Origin of the sequence: Jiangella alba, assembly GCF_900106035.1 — a bacterium.
Lineage (GTDB): Bacteria > Actinomycetota > Actinomycetes > Jiangellales > Jiangellaceae > Jiangella > Jiangella alba.
This window is the reverse complement of record NZ_FNUC01000004.1, coordinates 3,139,212-3,158,500: the sequence shown is the minus strand read 5'-3', so window position 1 is coordinate 3,158,500 and position 19,289 is coordinate 3,139,212. Positions and strand designations below refer to the sequence as shown.

The window sequence follows — 19,289 nt, the reverse complement described above, 5'->3', positions numbered from 1 at the left end:
GACGTCAGCCCGGAACGACGTTGACCAGCTTGGGCGCCCGCACGACCACTGTGCGGACGGGCCGGCCGTCCAGCGACCGCTGCACCGCCTCGGACGCCAGCGCCAGCGCCCGCAGGTCGTCCTCGGTGATCGACGGCGGGACGTCCAGGCGGTCGCGGACCTTGCCGGCGACCTGCACGACGCACGTGACCGTCTCTTCGACCAGGTACCGAGGGTCGGCCGAGGGGAACGGCTGGCGCGCCAGCGAGCCGGGGTGGCCCAGCCGCGACCACAGCTCCTCGGCGATGTGCGGCGCGACCGGCGCCAGCATCAGCACCAGCGCCTCGGCCGCCTCGCGGGGAACGACGTCCAGCTTGGTCAGGTGGTTGTTCAGCTCGATCATGCGGGCGATGGCGGTGTTGAACCGCATGGCCTCCATGTCGGTGCGGACGGCGTCGATGGTGCGGTGCAGCACCCGCCGCGTCTCGTCGTCGGCCGGATCGGAGCCGACGACGACGGCACCTGTCTGCTCGGAGACGATGTTGCGCCAGACCCGCTGCAGGAACCGCAGCGACCCGACGACGGCGCGGGTCTCCCAGGGGCGGGACAGGTCCAGCGGGCCCATGGACATCTCGTAGACGCGGAAGGTGTCGGCGCCGTACTCGGCGTACATGTCGTCGGGCGTGACCATGTTCTTCAGGCTCTTGCCCATCTTCCCGTACTCGCGGGTGACCGGCTTGCCCCCGAACGTGTAGCCGTCGTCGGACTCGACGACCTGGTCGGCCGGCACGTACTGGCCGCGGGAGTCGACGTAGGCGTAGGCCTGGATGTAGCCCTGGTTGAACAGCTTGTGGAACGGCTCTTCGCTGGACACGTGGCCCAGGTCGAACAGCACCTTGTGCCAGAACCGCGAGTACAGCAGGTGCAGCACGGCATGCTCGACGCCGCCGATGTACAGGTCGACGCCGCCGGCGTCGCCGTTGGCGCGCGGGCCCATCCAGTACTGCTCGACCTCGGGGTCGACCAGTCGCTCGGTGTTGGCGGGGTCCAGGTAGCGCAGCTCGTACCAGCACGAACCGGCCCAGTTGGGCATGGTGTTGGTGTCGCGGCGGTACGTCTTGGGGCCGTCGCCCAGGTCCAGCTCGACGTTCACCCATTCGGGGACGCGGGCCAGCGGCGGCTCGGGCTCGGTGTCGGCAGCGTCCGGCGGGTAGGTGCGCGGCGAGTAGTCGGGCACCTCGGGCAGCTCGACCGGCAGCAGCGAGTCGGGCACCGCGATGGGCTGGTCGTTCTCGTCGTACACGACGGGGAACGGCTCGCCCCAGTAGCGCTGCCGGCTGAACAGCCAGTCGCGCAGGCGGTAGGTGACGGTGCCCTCGCCGGTGCCCTTCGCCTCCAGCCACGCGATGATCGCGGCCTTCGCCTCGGCGACGCCCATGCCGTCCAGCGAGATCTCGTCGTTGGCGGAGTTGACGGCCGGCCCGTCGCCGGTGAACGCCTCGCCGTCGAAGCCGTCGGGCGGCTGCACGGTGCGGATGATCGGCAGCTCGAACCGCGTGGCGAACTCCCAGTCGCGCTCGTCCTGGCCGGGCACCGCCATGATGGCGCCGGTGCCGTAGCCCATCAGCACGTAGTCGGCGACGAAGACGGGGATGCTGGTGCCGGTGACGGGGTTGACGGCGAACGACCCGGTGAACACGCCGGTCTTGTCGCGGCCCTCGGTCTGCCGCTCGACCTCGGTCTTCGCGGCGGCCTCGGCGCGGTAGGCGCTGACGGCGTCGGCGGGCGTGGCGTGCCCGCCGGTCCACGCGGCCCGCGTCTGCGCCGGCCAGGCGGACGGCGTCAGCGCGTCGACCAGCGGGTGCTCGGGCGCGACCACCATGAACGTGGCGCCGAACAGGGTGTCCGGACGCGTCGTGAAGACCTCCAGCGCGCCGGCGTCGGTGGCGAAGCGCACGTTCGCGCCGGTGGACCGGCCGATCCAGTTGCGCTGCATGGTCTTGACCTTGTCGGGCCAGTCGATGCGGTCCAGGTCGTCGATCAGGCGGTCGGCGTAGGCGGTGATGCGCATCATCCACTGGCGCAGGTTGCGCTTGAACACCGGGAAGTTGCCGCGCTCGCTGCGGCCGTCGGAGGTGACCTCTTCGTTCGACAGCACCGTCCCCAGCCCGGGGCACCAGTTGACCGGCGACTCGGACACGTACGCCAGCCGGTGGTCGTCGATGACACTGCGCTGCTCGACGGGGCTCAGCGACGCCCACGACGCGCGACCCGGCACCGGCCGCGAACCGTCCTCGAACGCGGCGACCAGCTCGGCGATGGGACGCGCCCGCCCCGCCTCGTCGTCGTACCAGGACTCGAAGATCTGCAGGAAGATCCACTGCGTCCAGCGGACGTAGCCGGGGTCGATGGTCGCGAACGTGCGCCGGTTGTCGTGCGCCAGCCCCAGCCGGCGCAGCTGGCGTCGCATGGTCGCGATGTTCTCTTCGGTGGTCTTGCGCGGGTGCTGGCCGGTCTGGACGGCGTACTGCTCGGCCGGCAGCCCGAACGCGTCGTAGGCCAGCGCGTGCAGGACGTTGTCGCCGCGCATGCGCCGGTAGCGGCCCAGCACGTCGGTGGCGATGTACCCCAGCGGGTGCCCGACGTGCAGGCCCTTGCCGGACGGGTACGGGAACATGTCCATGACGAAGAACTTGTGCTCGGGCAGCTCGGTGCCCGGCTCGGCCAGCGGGCCGGTGGGGTTGGGCGCGTTGAACGTGCCCTCGTGCTCCCAGCGGTCCTGCCAGCTCTGCTCGATCTGGCCGGCCACCTCGGCGGTATAGCGGTACGGTGCGTCGTCGACGGGCGTGGTCTGGCTCATCGGATTTCGTCCCTCAAGTCTGTGGTCGGGGCCCGGAACAAAGAAAGACCCCTCACGCAGGAGGGGTCAGCCGCGCCGACGTGACGCCGCTGGAGGGCGTCCGTTTCAAGTCAGCGCGGCCCGATAAGGAGCAGCAGACCTCGCACATTGTCAGAATAGCGCACTCGCCGGTCCCCCGGCTCTAGGGTTGCGCTCATGGACGTCCCCGGCTGGGTGTGGACGCTGACGGTGGCCGGCATCGCCGGGCTGCTGACCTTCGACTACGTCGTCCATGTCAGGAAGGCGCACGTCCCGACGCTGCGCGAGGCGGCCGTGTGGTCGGCGCTGTACGTCGGCATCGCGATCGCGTTCGGCCTGGGCGTCCTGGTGGTCGGCGGCACGGCCATGGGCACCGAGTACTTCGCCGGCTACCTGACCGAGAAGGCGCTGTCGGTCGACAACCTGTTCGTCTTCCTCGTCATCCTGCACAGCTTCCGGGTGCCGCGGGAGTACCAGCAGAAGGCGCTGCTGTTCGGCATCACGTTCTCGCTGATCGCCCGCTCCGCGCTGATCTTCGTCGGGTCGGCGCTGATCAACACGTTCGCCTGGGTGTTCTACGTGTTCGGGCTGGTGCTGCTGGTGACGGCGGGCAACATGCTCAAGCCGCGCGGCGGCGAGCCGGACGAGGGCGAGAACGTCGCCGTCCGCCTCGCCCGGCGGCTGTTCCACACCACCGACGACTACGAGGACGGCCGGCTGTTCACCGTCCGCGACGGGCGCCGCGCGATGACGCCGCTGGTCCTGGTGATGGTGGCGCTGGCCGGCACGGACGTGCTGTTCGCGCTGGACTCCATCCCGGCGATCTTCGGGCTGACGCAGAACGTGTACCTGGTGTTCACGGCCGTCGCGTTCTCGCTGCTCGGGCTGCGCCAGTTGTACTTCCTCATCGACGGGCTGCTGGACCGGCTCATCTACCTGGCGTTCGGGCTGGCGGTGATCCTGGGGTTCATCGGTGTGCGGCTGATCCTGCACGCGCTGCACGAGAACAACCTGCCGTTCGTCAACAACGGCGAGCCGGTCGAGGTGGTGGAGCTCAGCACCGGCCTGTCGCTCGGCGTCATCGTCGTCGTGCTGGTGGTGACGATCGTCGCGTCGCTGGTCAGCCGGACCGGGCGGGCCCAGACGGCCATCGCCAACGCCCGCCGGCACGCCACCGCCTACCTCGACTCCGAGTACACCGCCGACCCGGCCGAGCGGGAGCGGATCTTCCAGTGCCTCGTCGACGAGAAGCAACAGATCATCGCGCTCGGCCCGCGGTACCGGCAGATGGCCCGCGACGCCGACGGCCTGCTGGAGCTGGCCGACCGGGCCAAGGCCAGCCACGACGCGGCGGTGTCGCGGGGCGAGGCGCCGACCGGCCCGCACCACTGACGGCGGGCCTCAGAACACGAGGTACCAGCGGTCCCAGAACTCGATGGTGATGAGGATGGCGATGATGAGGAACCACACCGTGACGATGAGCCCGCGGCTCTCGACGACGGCCTTGCGCAGCCACGCGGGCGCCTTGAGGTGCCCCTCGGAGAGGTTGTAGCCCGTCGTGTAGACGAAGATCGGGATGGTGGCGACCCACACCACCATGCAGTACGGGCACAGCGCGCCGATGAAGTACGTGGTCTGGGTGAACAGCCAGGTGACGAACACCGCGCCGCCCAGCGCGCCGGCGTTGAGGCCGAGCCAGAACCAGCGCGGCAGCTTCGCTCCCGTCAGCGCGACGACACCGGCCGTGACGACGACGGGGAAGGCGGCCACCCCGATGATCGGGTTGGGGAAGCCGAACAACGACCCCTGCCAGCTCTCCATGACGGTGCCGCAGGTGACGATGGGGTTGAAGCTGCAGGAGGGCGTGTAGGCGGGGTCCTCGAGCAGACGGATACGCTCGATGACCAGCATCGCCGAGGCGAACAGGCCGACCGAGCCGCCGATGGCCAGCAGCCAGCCGAGGACCTTGATCGAGGCGCGCGTCTCGGGGAGCTCGAACTCGGCGTCCTCGAGGTGTTCTTTCTCCTGCACGGCCATGACTCACCCGGGGTTGTTCGTAGGGATCCGACGGCTCCTCAACGTACGCTACCCGCGTTTGGTGCCGCAGGGGCCGATGGTCCTTTGACCATATGCGAGGATTGCAGCAATGCACTGGTCAGGGCGACGTTCCACCGGCGGGCCGCTGGCGGCCGCCGTGGTCGCGGTGGCGGCGCTGGTCGCCGTGCTGGCGCTGGCCGTGGGGCCGGCCGAGGTGCGCGAGCCGGGCTGGCTGAGCGGCACGGCCGATCCCGCGCGGGTCGAGCCGGTCGAGCCGCCGCCCACGTTCGACCTCGGGGAGACGGGGGCGCCGTTCTCCTCCGACAGCGACAGCGGCGGGTTCTCCGTGCCGTGGCCGGTCGTGCTGACGATCGCGGCGCTCGCCGCCGCGTATCTCGCCTACTACCTGCTGCGACGGCTGCTGCCGGAGCTGCGGGGACGGGCGGCCCGCCGGCGGACGGTGCTCGGCGGGCAGGTCGAGGCGCTGGACGACCCCGGCGCCGCCGACGAGCTGCGCGACGGCGCCCGTTCGGCCGCGACCGCGCTGGCCGGGCCGGCGCCCGACGCCGCGGCGGCGGTGGTGGCGGCGTGGCTGGCGCTGGAGTCGGCGGCGGCCGGCAGCGGAGCGGCTCGCGACCCGGCCCAGACGCCGACCGAGTTCACGGCCGCGCTGCTGCGCCGTCACCACGCCGACGAGGAAGCTGTGGCGACGCTGCTCGGGCTGTACCACCGGGCCCGGTTCGCGGCCCGGCCGGACCTCGGGCCGGACGACGTCGCGGCGGCGCGGCGGGCGCTGGACCTGGTGGTCGAGACGATCGGAACGGCGGCGGCCCGATGAGACGACCGGCAGGCGAGCACGCGGTGGCCCGGCGCGCGGCCGCCGCGCAGGGGCGCCCGGCCGCCGCGCAGGGGCGACCGGCAGGCGCGCAGGGGCGACCGGCAGGCGAGCGCGGGGCGCGGACCGTCGCGCGATGGGCGCGGACCGCCGCGCACGGGGTGGGGGCCCGATGAGCCGACGGGCGATCGTCCGGGCCGTCCTGCTGGGCGCGGCCGCCGGCGCCGTGGCCTGGGCGTTCGGCGTCCAGGGCTGGCGGCCGATCCTGATCGGCGTCTGCGTGACGGCCGGGGCGCTGGCCGTGCTGGGCATCCCGCCGGGCTGGTACGGCCGCTGGCCGGCCCGCCCGAAGCCGTCGTCCGGCGGCGGGTCCGGGCAGGTGTGGCGGCTGGCCAACCGGCTGCGCCGCTACGAGCACGACTACGACCCCGCGTTGCACCAGCGGCTGCGCTCGCTCGCCGCCGCCCGGCTACGGCGTCTGGGGCTGGAGTGGGACGATCCGCGGGCGGCCGAGGCGCTCGGCCCGGACGTGCACGCGACGCTGTCCGCCGAGACGATGCGGCCCAGCCTGCGCGACGTCGACGCGGTGGTGAGCGCGATCGAACGACTCGACACACCCTGAGAGAAGGAGCCGGTCCATGACGACCCACAGCAGCACGGCCCTCCCGGTCGCCGAGGTGGCCCGCGTCGGGTCCGAGGTCCTCGACGGCGTCGGGACGGCGGTCGTCGGGATGCGGCGGACGCTGCGGCTGGCGCTGGCCGCGATCCTGGCCGGCGGGCACGTCCTGTTCGAGGACGTACCGGGGCTGGGCAAGACGCTGGCCGCGCGCAGCCTGGCCGCGGCGCTCGGGCTGGAGTTCCGCCGCCTGCAGTGCACGCCCGACCTCCTCCCGGGCGACGTCACCGGGTCGTTCGTGTGGGATCCCGGGACGCGCGAGTTCGGGTTCCGGCCGGGACCGGTGTTCGCGGGGCTGCTGCTCGCCGACGAGATCAACCGGACGCCGCCGAAGACGCAGTCGGCGCTGCTGGAGGCGATGGCGGAGCGGCAGGTGACGGTGGAGGGCCGCACGTTCGCGTTGCCACAGCCGTTCCACGTCCTGGCCACGTCGAACCCGGTCGAGTACGAGGGCACCTACCCGCTTCCGGAGGCGCAGCTGGACCGCTTCATGCTCCGGCTGTCGGCCGGCTACCTGGAGCCGCCGGACGAGGCGCAGGTGCTGGCCCGGCGCATCGCCCGCCGGCAGGAGGCGGCCGAGGTCGAGCCGGTCGTCGACGCCGAGACGGTGCGCGGACTGCAGGCCGGCGTCGAGAGCGTCGACGCGGACCCGTCGATCGTCGCGTACTGCGTCGACCTCGCCGCCGCGACCCGGCGGCACCGGGCGGTCGAGGTGGGCGCGTCGCCGCGCGGGTCGCTGGCGCTGCTGCTGGCCGCCCGGGCGCTGGCCGTGCTCGACGGCCGCGACTACGTGCTGCCGGAGGACGTGAAGGAGGTCGCGGTGTCGGCGCTGGCGCACCGGCTGACGCTGACGCCGGAGGCCTGGACGACCCGGTTGCGCACCGCGGACATCGTCACCGAGGTGCTCGGACAGGTCCCGGGCCCGGCCTCGGGCCGATGACCCGCGACTACGTCTGGCGGGCCACCCCGGCGCTGGCCCGGTCGCTGCTGCTGCCCGCGTTGCTGGCCGTGACGGGGCTGGCGCTCGGCCGCGCGGACCTCGTCCTGCTCGGCGTCCCGCTGGCCGTGGGCACCGCGCTGGCGCTGGGGACGGCGGCCGAACGGCGTGCGCGGCGGCCACCGCCCGAGGTGCGCGCCATCGGGCCGCGGATCCTCGACGCCGGCCGGTCCGTCCCGGTCGCGGTGCGGCTCGGGCCGTCCGACGCGCAGCTGGTCGCGACGGTACTGCCGCCGGCCGAGGCGGGTGGCGACGCCGACTCCGTCGCGGTGGCCGCACCCGCGGACGGCGAGCGGCAGCTGGTGGTCGAGGTGACGGCGCCGCGCTGGGGCGCGCAGCAGCTGGCCCGGCCGGACCACCTCGCGGCCGCCGCCGACGGCCTGCTGGTCGCCGGGCCGGTCGCCGGCCCGCCGTACACCGCGCAGGTGCTGCCCGCCGTCGCGCCCGCGCTGCCGCCCGGGCCGCTGCCGCCCCGTCCCGCCGGCATGGTCGGCGCACACCGCACCCGCCGCCCCGGCGAGGGCACCGAACTGCACGACGTGTCGCCGTTCCAGCCCGGCGACCGCATGCGGCGCATCGACTGGCGGGTGACGGCGCGCCAGGCCGGCCCGCGCGAGACGCTCTACACGCGGCACACGCTGGTCGACGCCGACGCGGACGTCGTCTGCTGCCTGGACAACCGCTACGACCTCCCCGCCGACGTCGCCGCCTGGCTGGACCTCGGCGAACACGCCGAACGGCCGGGCCGCACCAGCATCGACGTCGCCGTCGACACCGTCGCGTCGGTCGCGGCCGCCTACATCGACCACGGCGACCGCGTCGGCATCCTCGACCTCGCCCGCCCGCTCGACCCCGTCCACCTGGGCAGCGGCCGCCGGCACCTGCTCCGGCTGCGCACGCACCTCGCCCGGCACACGCGGCGGCCCGGATCGGGCGACGCGCTCCCCGCGCCCCGGCACGCCCCGCGGCTGCCGCCGGGCGCGATCGTCGTCGTCACCTCGGTCTTCCTGGACGACGCGCCGGGGACGCTCGCGGTGACGTGGCGGCGGCGCGGGCACCCGGTGGTCGCGGTCGACGTGCTGCCGTCGCCACTGGTCCTCGACGCCGCCGACGCCGCGACGACGCTGGCGGCCCGGCTGGTACTGGCCGAGCGGCAGGAACGGATCCGGGCGCTGGAGGCGGCCGGCGTGCCCGTCAGCGCGGCCGACCCGGCGGCGCTGGGACTCGGCCTCGCCCGGCTGCGGCTGCTCGCCCGCGGGGTGCGACGGTGACGGCGGCGGCCGCGCCCGGCACGCCGGGCGCACCCGGCGCACCCGGCGCGCTCGGGCCGGCGCTGCCCGGCTGGGCGCTGCGCCCGGCGCTGGCGGCGTCCGTCGTGGTGACGGTGCTCGCGGTGGCCGGCTGGACGCCGGTGTCGCCGGTCGTGCTGGCGGTGGCGGTGCTGGCCGGCGGCTCGGCGACGGCGCTGCCGGCCTCGCACGCGACGACGGCGTTCCTGGCGGTGTGCGCGCTGTGCGGGCTGGCCGCCGACGGCGCGATCACCGGCTGGCTGAGTCTCGCGGTGCTCGGCGCGCACGCCACCCACGTGACGGCCGCGCTGGCCGCCGTCGTGCCGCCGCGATCGACGGTGGAATGGGCGGCGTTGCTGCCCACCCTGCGGCGCTTCGCCGTCGCGCAGGCCGCCGGCCAGCTGCTGGTGCTGCTGGCGTGGGCGCTCTCCTGACCGCGGCCGGCCGCGGTCAGGGGTGGGCGCAGCGGTCGTCGACCAGCACCTCGACCGCGGTGTCGCCCGCCAGCACGCACGACGGCGGCAGCGTGAACCAGCGCAGCGCCTCGAACTCGTCCGACAGCCCGGTCGGGCCCTCCTCGACGGCGTCGGGCCGGCCGGCCAGCACGTCGCGCGCGTCGGCCAGGTGCTCGGCGAGCGCGTCCTCACCGACCCGCTCGTGCCGCTCGGCGCCGACCAGCAGCCCCTGCTCGTCGTAGCGCAGCCCCGTCAGCCGGACCGGCGGGCGCGACGTGCCCTCGCGGTGCCGCCACAGCCCGGTGTGCGGGTCGAAGCCGTAGTCGGGCAGCAGCCGGTGCCCGTCGCGGGCGATCAGCGCGACCGCGTCAACCAGGTAGTCGCGGACGGCGTCGGAGATGAAGTAGTTGAAATTCAGCCGGGTCCAGCCGGGCTTGATGCCCTCGCAGCCGACGCCGACGACGTCGCGGAAGCCGCGCGACTCGTCCGGCCCGACGGACAGCAGCCGGTGACCGTACGGCCCCGCACAGGAACAGCCGCCGCGGGCCTGGATGCCGAACAGGTCGTTGAGCAGCGCGACGACGAAGTTGTGGTGCAGGAAGCGGGCGCCGTGGCGGATGCGGAACGACACGATCGACAGCCGCGGGACGTCGGGGTTGCCGAGCACGTCGATCTGCGGAACGTCCTGCCAGCGGTGCAGCGCGTGGCGCCAGAGCGCCTCCTCGCGCTCCTGGATGAGGTCGGTGCCGACAGCGTCCTTGAGCCCGAACACCAGCCCGGCCCGGATCGACTCGACGATGGCCGGCGTGCCGCCCTCCTCGCGGGCGACGGGATCGTCGAGGTAGCGGTGCTCGTCGGGGCTGACGAACTCGACGGTGCCGCCGCCGGGGACGGACGGGACCTCGTTGCGCACCAGCGCGCGGTCGACCACCAGCACGCCGGGGGTCTGCGGGCCGCCGACGAACTTGTGCGGCGACAGGAAGATGGCGTCCTTGTGATCGCCGGCGCCAGGCGTGCTCTCGGCCATGCGGATGGGGACGTACGGCCCGGCGGCGGCGTAGTCCCAGAACGACAGCGCGCCGTGCTCGTGCAGCAGCGCCGCGATGCGTGCGGTGTTCGTCAGCACGCCGGTGACGTTGGACGCGGCGGAGAAGCTGCCGATGCGCAGCGGCCGGTCGGCGTACGCGCGCAGCAGGTCGTCGAGCTGGCGCAGGTCGATGTGGCCGTCGGCGTCGGTGTCGACCGCGACGACGTCGGCGATGGTCTCGCGCCACGGCAACTCGTTCGAGTGGTGCTCGTACGGCCCCACGAACACCACCGGCCGGTTCTGCGGGACGTCGTACAGGACGCCGTGCCGCTTCGGCGCGCCGGCCGGCAACCGCAGCTCGAGGATCGCGACCAGCTTGTTGACGGCGGACGTGGCGCCCGACCCGGTGAACACCACCAGGTGGTCGTCGGTGCCGCCGACGGACTGCCGGATGGTGCGCCGGGCGTCCTCGCGCAGCAGCGTGGTCTGCAGGCCGGTGCCGGAGCTCTCGGTGTGCGTGTTGGCGTAGAGCGGCAGCACCTGTTCGCGGACGAAGTCCTCGATGAAGTCCAGCGACCGTCCCGACGCGGTGTAGTCGGCGTACGTCATGCGGCGGGCGCCGTACGGCCCGTGCAGGACCTCGCCCTCGCCGATGATGCCGCCGCGAATACGTTCGATCAGCGACGTCGTGACCATGCCGGCCCCCTCTCCCGTGTTCTCCCAGCATGCACCCTCGGGGGCCGCTGGAGCGGATCGTGGTCAGCCGGGGTCCGGGTTCCTGCCGGTTGGCCGGGGCCCTTGCCGGTTGGCCGGGGCGCTTGCCGGTTGGCCGGGGGCCTTGCCGGTCGGCCGGGGTCCAGGCCCCTCCCGGCCGGGAGGGCACCCACCCTACGGGCGGGCCACGTTAACCAGGCGTGAACCGGCGGCCGGCCAACCAGGCGCGAACCGCCGGCGGGCCAACCAGGCGCGAACCGGCGGCCAACCCGGCGCGAGGCTCGAGGTCGGCGGAGGGCTCGGGCCCCTCCCGGCCGGGAGGGCACCCACCCTACGGGCGGGCCACGTTAACCAGGCATGAACCGGCGACCGGCCAACCAGGCGTGAACCGGCGGCCAACCCCGGCGCGAGGCCCGGGGCTCGGCGGAGGGAGTCGGGCCCCTCCCGGCCGGGAGGGCACCCACCCTACGGGCGGGCCACGTCAACCAGGCGTGAACCGCCGGCCGGAGCACGCGGAAACAGTCGCCGCGCTTTTCGTGACTTTTTGGTAGCCAACGGGTGAATGTTTACCTACGCTGTGACACCACGTTCGTGCCCCCGGCAGAGGGAGTCACACCGATGCCCGACCTCGACGACGTCCCCGGCCGGCGGCGGCTGCTGCCGCTGCTCGACAGCTCCCGCGGCGGCCGCAGCGCCATGACCTGCCGCTACCGCTGCGCCGACGCCTGCGCGCATGAGGCGCCCAACACCAGCGACAACGCGTACTTCGGCGACGTCGTCGAGGCGGCCGTCAGCCGCCGCGGCCTGCTGCGCGGCGGGGCCGTCGCGGCCGCCGTCGTGGTCGGGGGCGGGTCCGGCACGCTGGCCGCCGTCGCATCCGGCGCCGGCGACCCCGCAGACACCGAAGGCGCCGCACGCGCTGCCGTCCCGCCCAGGCCAGACCACCCGGACGCACCGGAGTACGGCCGGCCGGTCGGTTTCCGCCCGGTCGGCGACAACACGCTGGACGCCGTCGTCGTCCCGAACGGGTACGACTGGTCGGTCACCATCGCGTGGGGCGATCCGATGTTCCGTGGCGCGCCGGAGTTCGACTTCGAGCACCAGACCGCCGCCGCGCAGCGCGAGCAGTTCGGATACAACTGCGACTTCGTGGCCGTCTACCCGCTGGACCGCCGCTTCGAGCGCGCGCTGCTGTGGGTGAACCACGAGTACACGAACGAGGAGCTGATGTTCCGCGGCTGGACCGGCGCGGCCGGCGCCACGGTCGAGCAGCTGCGCATCGCGATGGCGGCCCACGGCGGGTCGATCGTCGAGATCGAGCGGGTCGGCGACACCGGCGAGTGGCGTCCCGTCGACGGGCGCCGGCGCTACAACCGCCGCATCCACGCCGGCACCCCGTTCCGCGTCACCGGCCCGGCCGCCGGCAGCGACCTGCTGCGCACGGCCGCGGACCCGGCGGGCACGACCGTCCTCGGCATGCTGAACAACTGCGCCGGCGGCACCACGCCGTGGGGCACCGTGCTGACCGGCGAGGAGAACGTCAACCAGTACTTCGGCGCGTCCGCTGACGTCACCGACCCCGAGACGGCCGCGCGGTACGCCCGCTACGGCATCCGCACCACCGCCGGCACCAGCCGCGCCTGGGAGCGCGCCGACGCCCGCTTCGACGTCAGCGGCGAGCCGAACGAGCCGAACCGGTTCGGCTGGGTCTGCCAGATCGACCCGTACGACCCGCGCTCGACCCCGCAGAAGCTCACCGCGCTGGGCCGGTTCAAGCACGAGGGCGCGACGACGGCGCTGACGGCGGACGGCCGGGTCGCGGTCTACATGGGCGACGACGAGCGGTTCGAGTACGTCTACAAGTTCGTGTCGTCGGGCCGCTTCCGCACCGGACAGGGCGACCGCGACCGCCGGCACAACCTCGCCCTGCTCGAGGACGGCGACCTCTTCGTGGCCCGGTTCACCGGCGACAGCCCGGCCGCCGAGATCGACGGCTCCGGGCGGTTGCCGTCCGACGGGCTGTTCGACGGCGCCGGCGAATGGCTGCCGCTGGTCAGCGGCGGTGAGAGCGCCGTCGACGGCATGAGCGTCGAGGAGGTGCTGGTGTTCACCCGGCTGGCCGCCGACCGCGCCGGCGCCACGAAGATGGACCGTCCCGAGGACGTCGAGCCGCACCCCGTCACCGGCACCGTCTTCATGGCGCTGACGAACAACGACCGCCGCACCCCCGCTCAGGCCGACGAGGCCAACCCGCGGGCCACCAACCGGTGGGGGCACGTCCTCGCCCTGGACGAGGACGGCGCCGACGCGGCGGCGACGACGTTCACGTGGTCGCTCGTGCTGGTCGCGGGCGATCCCGACGACCCGTCGACGTACTACGCGGGCTTCGACAAGTCGCAGGTCAGCATGATCAGCTGCCCCGACAACGTCGCGTTCGACCCGTCCGGGCGGCTCTGGCTGGCCACCGACGGCATGCCCGGGTCGGTCGGCGCCAACGACGGCATGTTCGTCATGCCCCTCGACGGCGACGACGCCGGGCACCTGCGCCGATTCGCCTCGGTCCCGGTCGGCGCCGAGTGCTGCGGACCGTGCATCACGCCCGACGGCCGCACCGCGCTGATCGCCGTCCAGCATCCCGGTGAGGAGGACGGCGCCTCCCCCGAGGCGCCCGCGTCGACGTTCCCGTACGGCGACCAGCCGCGGCCGTCCGTCGTCACCGTCTGGCGCACCAGCCCGACCGGCGGCCCGTTCATCGGGGACTGAGCTCGGGGGGTGGGAAGGACGCGGGCCGGCGTCCCTCGTCCGCGGCGCCGGCCCCGTTCCCTCGTTTGCCCTTTACCTTCTGTTCGTCCTGACGTGGTGGTTCCCGCTCGCACCAGTTCCTAGGTTCTGGTGAGAACGTGCCGGAGCTGTGACGAAGGGACTCCCATGCCCGAACCCGAAGGTGCCCAGCGCCGCCGCCTGCTGCCCGTCCTGGGCGGCGTGCACGGCGGCCGCAGCGCCATGACGTGCAAGTACCGCTGCGCCGACGCCTGCTTCCACCCGGTGCCGAACGAGAGCGACAACGAGTACTTCGGCGACATGGTGAACAAGGCGATGTCGCGGCGCGGTCTGCTCCGCAGCGGCGCCGTGGCCGCGCTGGTCGTCGGGTCCGGTGTCGGGAGCGGCGCGCTGGCCGCGGCCGCTGCCCCGGCGAGCACGACGTCGTCGGGCCCGAAGCCGCCGAACCCGAGTTTCCCGGACGTGCCCGAGCGCGGCCGCCCGGTCGGCTTCCGCTCCGTCGGCGACAACACCCTCGACACCATCGTCGTGCCCAACGGCTACGACTGGTCGGTGACGGTGGCCTGGGGCGACCCGATCCTGCCGGGCGCGCCGGAGTTCGACTTCGAGCACCAGACCGAGGCCGCGCAGCTGCAGCAGTTCGGCTACAACTGCGACTTCGTGGCGATCCTGCCGCTGGACCGCAACTTCACCAAGGGCCTGCTCTGGGTGAACCACGAGTACACCAACGAGGAGCTGATGTTCCGCGGCTGGACCGGCGCCGCCGCGGCCACCGTCGACCAGCTGCTCGTCTCGCAGGCCGCGCACGGCGGCTCCGTCGTCGAGATCGAGCGGGTCGCCGAGACCGGAGAGTGGCTCCCGGTCGGCGGCCGGCGCCGCTACAACCGGCGCATCCACACCAAGACCCGGTTCGCCGTGACCGGCCCCGTCGCCGGCAGCGACCTGCTGAAGACCAGCGCCGACCGCACCGGCACGAAGATCCTCGGCATGCTGAACAACTGCGCCGGCGGCACCACCCCGTGGGGCACCATCCTCACCGCCGAAGAGAACTTCAACCAGTACTTCGGCGCGTCCGCCGCCATCGCCGACCCGACAGTCGCGGCCCGCTACGCCCGGTACGGCATCCGCACCGCCGCCGGCACCGAGCGCGGCTGGGAGAAGACGGACAAGCGCTTCGACCTCGCGCAGGAGCCGAACGAGCCGAACCGGTTCGGCTGGATCGTCGAGATCGACCCGTTCGACGCCGGCTCGACCCCGCGCAAGCACACCGCGCTCGGCCGGTTCAAGCACGAGGGCGCCACCATCTCCATCGCCGACGACGGCCGCGCCGTCGCCTACATGGGCGACGACGAGCGGTTCGACTACGTCTACAAGTTCATCTCGAAGAACGCGTACCGCCCCGGCACCAGCAAGCGCGACCGCGACTCCAACCTGCGGCTGCTGGAGGAGGGCGACCTCTACGTCGCCAAGTTCACCGGCGACAGCCCGGCCGGCGAGATCGACGGCACCGGCAAGCTGCCCTCCGACGGCGAGTTCGACGGCACCGGCCAATGGCTGCCGCTCGTGGTCGGCGGCGAGAGCAAGGTCGACGGCATGAGCGTCGAGGAGGTGCTGACGTTCACCCGGCTGGCCGGCGACAAGGTCGGCGCCACCAAGATGGACCGCCCCGAGGACGTCGAGCGCAACCCCGTCACCGGCACCGTCGTCATCGCGTTGACCAACAACACCTCGCGCAACGCGTCCACCGGGGTCGAGGAGCCGAACCCGCGCCTGGCCAACAAGTGGGGCCACATCGTCGGCATCGACGAGGACGGCAACGACGCCGCGGCGCTCACCTTCACCTGGCGCATCCTGGTACTGGCGGGCAACCCGTCCGATCCGTCGACCTACTACGACGGCTACGACAAGTCGCAGGTCAGCCACATGTCCTGCCCGGACAACGTGGCCTTCGACCCGGCCGGTCGGCTGTGGATCTCCACCGACGGCATGCCCGGCGCCAGCAGCATCGCCGACGGCCTGTTCGTCATGCCGGTCGAGGGCGACGACAAGGGCCACGTGCGCCGGTTCGCCTCGGTGCCGCGCGGCGCCGAGTGCTGCGGCCCGTTCATCACGCCCGACGGCCGCACCGCCACCATCGCGGTGCAGCACCCGGGTGAGGGCAGCGGCGCCTCGCCGGACACCCCGATCTCGACGTTCCCGTACGGCGACCAGCCGCGGCCGTCCGTCGTCACCGTCTGGCGCAAGAGCCCGACCGGTGGTCCGTTCATCGGCGACTGACGCGCGTTCACGCTGGGGCCCCGGCAGCACGGCTGCCGGGGCCCTTCCGCGTCGTGGCGGCTGCGGCTAGGGTGGGAGAGCGCTTTCCGTCAGCGTCGCTTGGAGGGTTCGTCGTATGGGTGCAGGGCGGCCGGGGTTCCCCGGCGGAACGGCGGTCAGCCATCTCACCGTCTACGACTGGCCCGGCGACGACGGACTGGCCGGCGGGTCGCCGCACCTGCACACGGCGTCGGGCGAGGGGTACGTGGTGGTCGGCGGCAGCGGCCGGCTGGAGACGCTGAGTGCCGACGGTGTGGGCTCGCACCCGCTGACCGCGGGCACCGTGCTGTGGTTCACGCCGGGGACGGTGCACCGGCTGGTCAACGACGGCGGCCTGCAGATCGTCGTCGTCATGCAGAACGCCGGGCTGCCCGAGGCCGGCGACGCCGTCTTCACCTTCCCCGACGAGGTGCTGGCCGACCCCGCGCGGTACGCGGCGGCCGCGGCGCTGCCGTCCGGACCCGAGTCCGGGGAGGACGCCGTCGCCGCCTCGGCCCGGGCCCGCCGCGACCTCGCGCTGGCCGGCTTCGCCGACCTCCGCCGCCGCGTCGAAGTGGAGGGGCCGGGCGCGCTGTCGTCGCTGTACGAGCGGGCCGGCGTGCTGGTCGCGGCGAAGGTGCCGGGCTGGCAGTCGACGTGGCAGCAGTCCGTGCGCGCCGGGGTCGACGAGACCGGCCGGGTGCTGACGGCGCTGGCCGGTGGCGACGCGAGCCACCTTCACGCCGCGTCGGTACACGTCGGCGAGCGGCGCGAACAGCCCTACCGGTACGGCATGTGCGGGCGGCTGCGCACCTGGGACGTGGCCGCGCTCGTGGGATAGCGGCGCATGCTCCGGCGCGGCCGAGGTCGTCGGCGCGGGCGAGCCTCCCGGCGCGGCCGAGTCTGCGCGCGCGGCCGAGTCTGCGCGCGCGGGCGAGCCTGCCCCCGCGAGCGAGCCTGCCCCCGCGGCCGAGCCTGCCCGCACGGGCGCGTTTGTCAGCGCGGGCGCGTTTGTCAGCGCGGGCGAGTGTGTCGGCGCGGCCGAGTGTGTCGGCGCGGCCGAGTGTGTCGGCGCCCGCCCGTAGGGTGGGCCTCACCCGGGCCGGGAGGGGTCCACCTACCAGCCACCGCGACGTCGCCGAACGCACCGGACAAGGCAGCCGACACGCGCGTGCGCCGCCGGGCACCGGGAGCGCCACCCGGTGTTCAACCGGCATTCAGTGACGATCCGTAGCATCCCGGAAACCCCCCACCCTGGAGGACCCCGTGCGCCTACCCAGACCGTCCCTACTCCGGACCGCGACCCTGGCCGTCGCCCTCGCCGCCGCCCTGCCGGCCGCCGCCCTCAGCGCGGCAACCGTCGCGGCGCCCGCGGCAGCGGAACCAGCCGAAACAGCCGAACCCGCAGTCGTCCTCAGCGAGGACTTCGAAGGCGGTGAGATCCCCGCCGGCTGGACCGCCGTCGACGGCCAGTGGTCGGTATCGGACGGGCGGCTGGTCGGCGTCAGCACGTCGTCGAGCCAGTTGTCGCGCATCACGTTCGGGCCGCACCTGCGCAACTTCCGGGTCGAGCTGACGGCGAGGTTCGAGCAGGTCGCCAACGCCGCCCGCTGGACCGCCGTCGGCATGGACATCGCGCCCGACGGGTCCACGCCGTGGTGGATCGCCACCATGCGCAGCGGCACCACCGCCGCCAACGGGCTCGAGTTCGCCCAGCGCACCACGTCCGACGGCTGGAACGTGACGAACACGGCCGCCGCGCCGCACGCGGCCGGCACGGGCACCGACGTCCGCATCGCCGTCGAGGTGCGCGGCAGCCGGGCCACCTGGATCTTCGACGGCCAGGAGGTCATGCGCACCAGCGCGCTGCAGCGCTCCGACCAAGGCGTGCTGGGCCTGATCGTGAACGGCAGCACCGTATCGTTCGACGACGTCGTCGTCACGGAACTCGAGGAGGAGCCGGTGATCCGACCGGTCGGCCCCGGGTCGACGCCCGCCGTGGTGGCGCACCGCGGCTACTCGTCGGTCGCGCCCGAGAACACCCTCGCCGCAGTGGAGTCCGCGCTGCGCAGCGGCGCCGACTACGTCGAGGTCGACGTCGCGAGCAGCGCCGACGGCGTGCCGATCATCCTGCACGACAACACCCTCGACCGGACCACCGACGGCACCGGCGCGCTGCCGGCCGTGACGTCCGACTACATCGAGGGCCTCGACGCCGGGTCGTGGTTCTCGACGGCGTTCACCGGCCAGCCGGTGCCGACGCTGCTCGACGTGCTGGCGCTGATGAAGGGCCGCGCGCCGGTGCTGCTGCTGGAGGTCAAGGGCCCGGAGACGTACGCCGAGCTGGAGGTCATCGTCGGCCAGCTGCGCGAGCAGGGCCTGATCGAGCAGACCCTGCTGCAGAGCTTCGACGTGCAGGTGTTGCGCGACGTGCGGGCGATCGAGCCGGAGCTGCGGCTCGGCCTGCTGCGCTCCAGCCTCGACGCCGACCCGGTCGCGATGGCGCGCGACCTCGGCGTCGTCAGTTACAACCCGTCGTGGACGGCGCTGCAGACCAGCACCGACGTCATCGCCGACCTGCACGAGGCCGAGATCGCCGTCATGCCGTACACCATCGACGACCCGGCCCAGTGGGCCATCCTGCGCGACCTCGGCGTCGACGGCGTCATCACGAACAAGCCGGGCGAGCTGGTCGGCTGGAACGCACGGCACGTGCAGACGGTGCCGGACGAGCCCACCGTGGCGTTCGCGGCCCCGGCCGACGGCGCGACGCTGACCCGCGGCGACGTGCTGGTGCCGGCGGTGACGTCGGAGCGGGCCGAGTCGATCGCGCTCACGCTGGACGGCGCGGAGGTCGCCGAGGGCTCCGCCATCGCCGTCGACACGCTGGCCGCGGGCGAGCACACCCTCGAGGTGACGGCCACCGGCGTCAGCGGCACCGCCACCGCGACCACCACGGTGACGGTGCAGCCGTCGGCGGCCGGGCTGGTGCGCCTCGCCACCGGACCGGACGTCGAGCGCGCGCTGCGCGACCAGTTGCTGCGCGCCATCGACCGGTCCGACTGGATCCGGGTCGCCTCGATCGCCGAGGCCGGGGTCGGCGGCCACCAGCTGCCGGCCGAACTGGCCGCCCTGATCGCCGCCGACGCACGGGCACTCTGACCCCGTCGCCGGGTCCGCCCGACGACAGCACCACGGCAAGGCCCGGCGTCGGCGTCGGCGTCGGCGGAGCGTGTCGGTGCCCGCCCGTAGGGTGGGCACCCTCCCTCAAGGGGCGGGTCATACCTACCGCATCGGATCGCCGCCACAAGCGAGGACACCCACCC

At 73.6% G+C, this 19,289-nt stretch carries 13 protein-coding genes; 10 read left to right on the top strand and 3 right to left on the bottom strand.

Annotated elements, in window-relative coordinates; translation table 11 throughout:
- Window positions 1–4 precede the first annotated feature (4 nt).
- Window positions 5–2,839 carry a leucine--tRNA ligase gene (gene leuS, locus BLV02_RS32530; RefSeq protein ID WP_069113737.1) on the bottom strand — a complete coding sequence of 945 codons (2,835 nt, stop codon included), beginning with the start codon at window positions 2,837–2,839 and terminating at the stop codon, window positions 5–7.
- A gap of 195 nt (window positions 2,840–3,034) precedes the next feature.
- Between leuS and BLV02_RS32525 the strand changes: the two genes are divergently transcribed.
- Window positions 3,035–4,249: a TerC family protein gene (locus BLV02_RS32525; RefSeq protein WP_069113738.1), complete on the top strand. Its 1,215-nt coding sequence runs from the start codon at window positions 3,035–3,037 to the stop codon at window positions 4,247–4,249.
- A gap of 9 nt (window positions 4,250–4,258) precedes the next feature.
- Here BLV02_RS32525 and BLV02_RS32520 read toward each other — a convergent pair whose 3' ends face one another.
- A complete protein-coding gene (locus BLV02_RS32520; RefSeq protein ID WP_069113739.1) occupies window positions 4,259–4,894 on the bottom strand; it encodes a vitamin K epoxide reductase family protein in 636 nt (211 codons plus the stop codon).
- A 109-nt stretch (window positions 4,895–5,003) separates the two neighbouring features.
- Here BLV02_RS32520 and BLV02_RS32515 point away from each other — a divergent pair, with 109 nt between their 5' ends.
- The 5 genes from BLV02_RS32515 to BLV02_RS32495 all read left to right on the top strand — a co-directional run bounded on the left by BLV02_RS32515 (window position 5,004) and on the right by BLV02_RS32495 (window position 9,125).
- A complete protein-coding gene (locus tag BLV02_RS32515) occupies window positions 5,004–5,732 on the top strand; it encodes a DUF4129 domain-containing protein (protein WP_069113740.1) in 729 nt (242 codons plus the stop codon).
- A gap of 169 nt (window positions 5,733–5,901) precedes the next feature.
- Window positions 5,902–6,351, top strand: coding sequence for a hypothetical protein (locus BLV02_RS32510; RefSeq protein ID WP_069113741.1), 450 nt, complete (start codon window positions 5,902–5,904; stop codon window positions 6,349–6,351).
- A 16-nt stretch (window positions 6,352–6,367) separates the two neighbouring features.
- Window positions 6,368–7,345, top strand: a complete 978-nt coding sequence (locus BLV02_RS32505; protein WP_069113742.1) for an AAA family ATPase — start codon at window positions 6,368–6,370, stop codon at window positions 7,343–7,345.
- Window positions 7,342–8,673, top strand: a complete 1,332-nt coding sequence (locus BLV02_RS32500) for a DUF58 domain-containing protein (RefSeq protein WP_069113743.1) — start codon at window positions 7,342–7,344, stop codon at window positions 8,671–8,673. Before BLV02_RS32505 ends, BLV02_RS32500 begins: the two co-directional genes overlap by 4 nt.
- Window positions 8,670–9,125, top strand: a complete 456-nt coding sequence (locus tag BLV02_RS32495) for a hypothetical protein (RefSeq protein ID WP_069113744.1) — start codon at window positions 8,670–8,672, stop codon at window positions 9,123–9,125. Before BLV02_RS32500 ends, BLV02_RS32495 begins: the two co-directional genes overlap by 4 nt.
- Before the next feature lie 16 nt (window positions 9,126–9,141).
- On the opposite strand, the gene BLV02_RS32490 is transcribed toward BLV02_RS32495, so the two are convergent.
- On the bottom strand, window positions 9,142–10,869 hold the full coding sequence (locus BLV02_RS32490; RefSeq protein ID WP_069113745.1) for an aminotransferase class V-fold PLP-dependent enzyme: 1,728 nt from the start codon (window positions 10,867–10,869) through the stop codon (window positions 9,142–9,144).
- Between the two features lie 636 nt (window positions 10,870–11,505).
- Here BLV02_RS32490 and BLV02_RS32485 point away from each other — a divergent pair.
- The 4 genes from BLV02_RS32485 (at window position 11,506) to BLV02_RS32470 (ending at window position 19,125) form a co-directional block, all read left to right on the top strand.
- A complete protein-coding gene (locus BLV02_RS32485; protein ID WP_069113746.1) occupies window positions 11,506–13,650 on the top strand; it encodes a PhoX family protein in 2,145 nt (714 codons plus the stop codon).
- A gap of 165 nt (window positions 13,651–13,815) precedes the next feature.
- Window positions 13,816–15,945 (top strand): PhoX family protein, encoded by a 2,130-nt coding sequence (locus BLV02_RS32480; protein ID WP_069113747.1) that lies wholly within the window; start codon window positions 13,816–13,818, stop codon window positions 15,943–15,945.
- A 115-nt stretch (window positions 15,946–16,060) separates the two neighbouring features.
- The gene (locus tag BLV02_RS32475; RefSeq protein ID WP_069113748.1) at window positions 16,061–16,804 is read left to right on the top strand and encodes a cupin domain-containing protein; all 744 of its coding nucleotides are present in this window, start codon (window positions 16,061–16,063) and stop codon (window positions 16,802–16,804) included.
- A gap of 425 nt (window positions 16,805–17,229) precedes the next feature.
- On the top strand, window positions 17,230–19,125 hold the full coding sequence (locus tag BLV02_RS32470; RefSeq protein WP_069113749.1) for a glycerophosphodiester phosphodiesterase: 1,896 nt from the start codon (window positions 17,230–17,232) through the stop codon (window positions 19,123–19,125).
- Window positions 19,126–19,289 lie beyond the last annotated feature (164 nt).